Raw genomic sequence first — 4,651 nt, 5'->3', positions numbered from 1 at the left:
GTTTTCCTGGGGCATGCCGATGGCGTTCACCGCCGAAACCGGCCAGCTGCCGGCCGCCGCCTGGTTGCTGTACATCGCCAACCTGCTGTGGACGGTGGGCTACGACACTTACTACGCGATGACCGACCGGGACGACGACCTGAAGATTGGCGTGAAATCCACGGCGATCCTGTTTGGCGATGCCGATCGGGCGATCATCCTGACGCTGCAAGGCCTGGCGTTGGGCTGCCTGCTGCTGGCCGGGACTCAGTTCAAGCTGGGGGGCTGGTTCCAGCTCGGTCTCGTAGCCGCCGCCGCGTGTTTTGCCTGGGAGTTCTGGTACACCCGCGGCAAGGACCGGATGCGCTGTTTCAAGGCGTTCCTGCACAATCACTGGGCCGGGTTGGCGATTTTTGTGGGGATTGTGCTGGACTATGCCCTACGGTGACATCCGGGCCTGTGGGAGCTAGCCTGCTCGCGAAAGCGGTGAGTCAGTCAGCAACTTGAGGGCTGTACAGACGCCTTCGCGAGCAGGCTCGCTCCCACATGGATCAGCTGCTACTTGGCCTTGGCGACTTTCCAGGCACCGTCCATTTTGCCGTCTCCGGTCATATCACCGGCCTCCTTGTCCATCACGAAGGTGTACAGCGGCATGCCCTGGTAGGCCCACTGCATCGAGCCGTCATCACGCTTGATCACGGTCCAGTCACCCATGGATTTGTCACCCGCCTCGGCCATCAGCGGTGGCCAATTCGCCGCGCATTTGTCATTGCACGCGGACTTGTCGGCCGAGTCTTTGGCAAAGGTGTAAAGGGTCATACCCTTGTGGTCAGTGAACATGCCGTCCTTCTCCATCGCAGGATCGGCAGCCATCGCAAAACCAGGCAGAGTCAGGGCGGCAGACAGCAGCAGGGCTTTAAAAGAAATAGTCATTTGCGTCATGGAAACCTTCCTTTGCAGTTGTCAGGATTCGGACCCAAAAGCCTAGCCCAGGATCGCCTCTGCTGCCGTCCGGGGAAATAACTGTCACACGACTGCAATAATTCCGTTATCTAATGCGGCGCAAGACAGTTAAATGACAAGAGGATTACCCCATGGTTGGCAGGAGCATTCTGATCGTCGACGACGAGGCGCCCATCCGCGAGATGATCGCCGTTGCGTTGGAGATGGCCGGCTATGACTGCATGGAAGCAGAGAATTCTCAACAGGCCCACGCCATCATCGTTGATCGCAAGCCCGACCTGATCCTGCTCGACTGGATGCTGCCTGGCACTTCCGGTATCGAGCTGGCGCGGCGTCTCAAGCGCGATGAGCTGACGGGTGATATCCCGATCATCATGCTCACCGCCAAGGGCGAAGAAGACAACAAGATCCAGGGCCTGGAAGTCGGCGCCGACGACTACATCACCAAGCCGTTTTCCCCTCGGGAGCTGGTGGCGCGCCTCAAGGCCGTGCTGCGTCGTGCCGGGCCGACCGATGGCGAAGCGCCGATCGAGGTTGGCGGCCTGCTGCTGGACCCGATCAGCCACCGCGTGACCATCGACGGCAAGCCCGCCGAGATGGGCCCGACCGAATATCGCCTGCTGCAGTTCTTCATGACTCACCAGGAGCGCGCCTACACCCGTGGGCAACTGCTGGATCAGGTCTGGGGCGGCAACGTGTACGTCGAAGAGCGCACCGTGGATGTGCACATCCGACGCCTGCGCAAAGCCCTCGGCGACGCCTACGAGAATCTGGTACAAACCGTGCGCGGCACCGGTTATCGTTTTTCGACAAAGGCCTGACCCGAGCCCTTACCGCCCGACAAGCTGACAAGGACGCGCGCTCACGTGAATCAAAACTGGCATGGCACCCTGATCCGCCACATGTTGTTGCTGGTGACCGGTTGCCTGTTGATCGGCCTGATCACCGGCTACTACGGCTGGAGCCTGGCCGTGGGCCTGGCGCTGTACCTGGCCTGGACCCTCAAGCAATTGCTGCGTCTGCACGAGTGGCTGCGCCTGCACCAACCCGACGAGGCCCCGCCCGACGGCTATGGCCTGTGGGGTGAGGTGTTCGACAGCATCTATCACCTGCAACGGCGCGACCAGCGCGTTCGCGGCCGCCTGCAGGCGGTGATCGACCGCGTACAGGAATCCACCGCCGCGCTGAAAGACGCGGTGATCATGCTCGACAGCGACGGAAACCTGGAATGGTGGAACCGCGCAGCAGAAACCCTGCTGGGCCTCAAGACGCCACAGGACAGCGGCCAGCCGGTGACCAACCTGGTGCGCCATCCGCGCTTCAAGGAATATTTCGAGCAGGACAATTACGCCGAACCGCTGGAAATCCCGTCGCCTACCAACGATCGGTTGCGCATCCAGCTGTACATCACCCGCTACGGCAACAACGAGCATCTGATGCTGGTGCGCGACGTGACGCGTATCCACCAGCTGGAACAGATGCGCAAGGATTTCATCGCCAACGTATCCCACGAACTGCGTACGCCATTGACGGTGATCTGCGGTTACCTGGAGACCCTGCTCGACAATGTCGAGGAGGTGAATCCGCGCTGGGCCCGTGCCTTGCAGCAGATGCAACAGCAGGGCGGACGCATGCAGACCTTGCTCAACGACCTGCTGCTGCTGGCGAAGCTGGAAGCCACCGACTATCCCTCGGACAACCAGCCGGTACCCATCGAGGAACTGCTGCAAATCATTGCCGAAGATGCGCAGGAATTGTCCGGCCCCAAGCAGCAGTCCATCACGCTTGAAGCCGACCCGACCGTACAACTCAAGGGCAGCGAGGCGGAACTGCGCAGCGCGTTTTCCAACCTGGTGTTCAACGCGGTCAAATACACGCCTGAAAAAGGGCGGATCCATGTTCGCTGGTGGGGCGATGAGCAAGGCGCGCACCTGAGCGTGCGCGATTCCGGCATCGGCATCGACAGCAAGCATCTGCCGCGCCTGACCGAACGCTTCTATCGCGTCGACTCCAGCCGCAACTCCAATACCGGCGGCACCGGACTTGGGCTGGCAATCGTCAAGCATGTGCTGCTGCGCCATCGTGGGCGCATGGAAATCAGCAGTGTGCCCGGCCATGGCAGTACGTTCACCTGCCATTTCACCCCGGCGCAGGTGGTCCGCGGACGCCCCTCCAACCGCGACGAATGACGCCGGCGGGCGTTCCCCACTAGGCAATCGCCCGGTCAGCCGCTACATTGGCTGACTTGTGCCTGCCTTTTCAGGCACCGATTTCCCCATCATACGAACATACGGAACCTGCAAAACTCCATCATGGACCCTTCCCCTGGCTTGTCCCTCGCTACACTCTTCGCCGAATTCGGCATGATTCTTTTTGCTCTGATCCTGGTCTTGCTCAACGGCTTTTTCGTTGCCGCCGAATTTGCCATGGTCAAGCTGCGCTCGACCCGGGTCGAGGCCATTGCCGAACAGAACGGCTGGCGCGGGCACATCCTGCGCACCGTGCACAGCCAGCTCGACGCCTATCTGTCGGCCTGCCAGTTGGGCATCACCCTCGCCTCCCTGGGGCTGGGCTGGGTCGGCGAGCCGGCATTCGCGCACATTCTCGAGCCGCTGCTGGGCGCGGTCGGCGTTCAGTCGCCGGAAGTGATCAAGGGCGTATCGTTCTTCACCGCGTTCTTCATCATTTCCTACCTGCACATCGTGGTCGGCGAGCTGGCGCCCAAATCGTGGGCGATCCGCAAGCCGGAACTGCTGTCGCTGTGGACGGCCGTGCCGCTGTACCTGTTCTACTGGGCGATGTATCCGGCGATCTACCTGCTCAATGCCAGCGCCAACGCGATCCTGCGTATCGCCGGCCAGGGTGAGCCCGGCCCGCACCATGAACACCATTACAGCCGCGAGGAGTTGAAGCTGATCCTGCACTCCAGCCGTGGCCAGGACCCGAGCGACCAAGGCATGCGCGTGCTGGCCTCCGCCGTGGAAATGGGCGAGCTGGAAGTGGTGGACTGGGCCAACTCCCGGGAAGACCTGGTGACGCTGGAATTCAACGCCCCGCTCAAGGAAATCCTGGCGATGTTCCGTCGCCACAAGTTCAGCCGGTATCCGGTGTACGACAGTGAGCGCCAGGAATTCGTCGGCCTGCTGCACATCAAGGACCTGCTGCTGGAACTGGCGGCCCTGGACCACATCCCCGAATCGTTCAACCTGGCTGAACTGACCCGCCCGCTGGAGCGAGTATCGAGGCACATGCCGTTGTCGCAGTTGCTGGAGCAGTTCCGCAAGGGCGGCTCGCACTTCGCCGTGGTCGAGGAAGCCGACGGCAACATCATCGGCTACCTGACCATGGAAGACGTTCTGGAAGTGCTGGTGGGCGATATCCAGGACGAACACCGCAAGGCCGAGCGCGGCATCCTGGCCTACCAGCCGGGCAAGCTGTTGGTGCGCGGCGATACGCCGCTGTTCAAGGTCGAGCGCCTGCTGGGGATCGACCTGGACCACATCGAGGCGGAAACCCTGGCCGGGTTGGTCTACGAAACCCTGAAACGGGTGCCGGAAGAGGAAGAGGTGCTGGAAGTCGAAGGCCTGCGGATCATCATCAAGAAGATGAAAGGGCCGAAGATCATCCTGGCGAAGGTGTTGATGCTCGATTGAGTATCGACCCGCCCGCAAGTTGAAGGCATAACCCACTGTGGGGGGGGGGGGGGGGG

General features: G+C 61.6%; 5 protein-coding genes. 4 read left to right on the top strand and 1 reads right to left on the bottom strand.

Annotated elements, in window-relative coordinates; all coding sequences use genetic code 11:
• Nucleotides 1-427: UbiA family prenyltransferase (locus tag ACE04F_RS15265; protein WP_486107919.1), on the top strand; the 427-nt coding region annotated here is incomplete at its 5' end.
• A gap of 110 nt (nucleotides 428-537) precedes the next feature.
• Here the strand turns inward: ACE04F_RS15265 and ACE04F_RS15260 are convergent.
• Nucleotides 538-921: a COG4315 family predicted lipoprotein gene (locus tag ACE04F_RS15260; protein WP_486107917.1), complete on the bottom strand. Its 384-nt coding sequence runs from the start codon at nucleotides 919-921 to the stop codon at nucleotides 538-540.
• 152 nt (nucleotides 922-1,073) lie between these two features.
• Between ACE04F_RS15260 and phoB the strand changes: the two genes are divergently transcribed.
• The 3 genes from phoB (at nucleotide 1,074) to ACE04F_RS15245 (ending at nucleotide 4,595) form a co-directional block, all read left to right on the top strand.
• Entirely contained in the window at nucleotides 1,074-1,763 is a 690-nt protein-coding gene (gene phoB / locus ACE04F_RS15255; protein WP_003177195.1) for a phosphate regulon transcriptional regulator PhoB, read from the top strand.
• Nucleotides 1,764-1,844: 81 nt separating this feature from the next.
• A complete protein-coding gene (gene phoR / locus ACE04F_RS15250; RefSeq protein ID WP_486107925.1) occupies nucleotides 1,845-3,131 on the top strand; it encodes a phosphate regulon sensor histidine kinase PhoR in 1,287 nt (428 codons plus the stop codon).
• A gap of 123 nt (nucleotides 3,132-3,254) precedes the next feature.
• Entirely contained in the window at nucleotides 3,255-4,595 is a 1,341-nt protein-coding gene (locus ACE04F_RS15245; protein ID WP_186611377.1) for a hemolysin family protein, read from the top strand.
• Nucleotides 4,596-4,651 lie beyond the last annotated feature (56 nt).

The sequence above is a fragment of the Pseudomonas sp. AGC41 genome (genome assembly GCF_057334555.1).
Note: the sequence above shows the minus strand (reverse complement) of the source record. Positions and strands in the feature narration are given on the sequence as shown.